Source organism: Bacillus hominis, from assembly GCF_018332515.1.
In the GTDB taxonomy this organism is placed as follows: Bacteria; Bacillota; Bacilli; order Bacillales; family Bacillaceae_G; genus Bacillus_A; species Bacillus_A hominis.
The window spans coordinates 1-984 of the sequence record NZ_BOQD01000173.1; the positions used below are offsets into that span (position 1 = coordinate 1).

The 984-nt window shown below is 35.4% G+C and carries 1 protein-coding gene; it reads right to left on the reverse strand.

Annotated features, from left to right (window positions below; all coding sequences use genetic code 11):
• Positions 1–75: 75 nt before the first annotated feature.
• On the reverse strand, positions 76–951 hold the full coding sequence (locus KI356_RS17525; RefSeq protein ID WP_128281420.1) for a LysR family transcriptional regulator: 876 nt from the start codon (positions 949–951) through the stop codon (positions 76–78).
• Between the last annotated feature and the right edge of the window lie 33 nt (positions 952–984).

Genomic DNA, 984 nt, shown 5'->3' on the forward strand with positions numbered 1-984 from the left:
TTTTTATCCCGACTCAATTCTTCGGACGATGTCTATATTACTTGATTGAAGGCTATTTTTGCTTTGTCTTATCTCCTAACCAACCATTTCCCAAAATTGAGCTGCCGCTTTGGAGATTCGTTGGTCTTTTAATTTTACTATTACAGGCTCTAGTTGAAAATCAAATTGTTCCAATTCCAAAAGCGTTATATGTTCTAAAAATGGCGATGTGTAATCCATTTTCGGAATAACGGATAAGCCTAGCCCTTTACTAACAAGTGCTACAACCATACTTATATCTTTACACTCGATAATAATATTTGGCTTGAGTTGATGTTCATCAAACGCTTTGAAGAGGTTTTCATTGAAGGAGAGCCCTTCCATTGCTCCGAGCATAATGAATGGGCACTGTGCAATCTGTTCAATCGTCACATGCTGTGATGAAAATGATGTTGCCCAACTGGCAGGGATAATTACAGCGGTTGATTGTTTTTTTAATACTTTCATCTCATATTGTTCACTATTTCCCAATCGTAAAAGTAAGGCAACATCAATTTCTCTTTGTTCTAGTCTTTTTAATAATTCTTCTGAATTTCCCGTTACTATGTTTATTTTAACATTAGGGTATTGTGTTCTAAACGTACTAACATAGTCAATGAGCATATTTGAACATGTAGACGATACACCGATACTTACTGTACCGCCTATACCTTGTTCAATTTCTTGAATTTGCTGCTTTACATCTTGAATTTGCATTAGCATTTGAGCGGCATATTGGTATAGTATTTCACCTGTTTCTGTAAGCTCCCATTTTTGACGATATCGATGAATTAAGGTTGTACCAAGATCAGTTTCGAGCTTTTTTAATAATTGACTAAGTGGTGGCTGCGCGATATGGAGCACTTCTGCTGCTTTAGAAATACTTCCTTGTTTCACAATTTCTTTAAAGTAATATAATTGTCGAAAATCCATTGCATCTCTCCATCATATGTTTTTTGATATGAT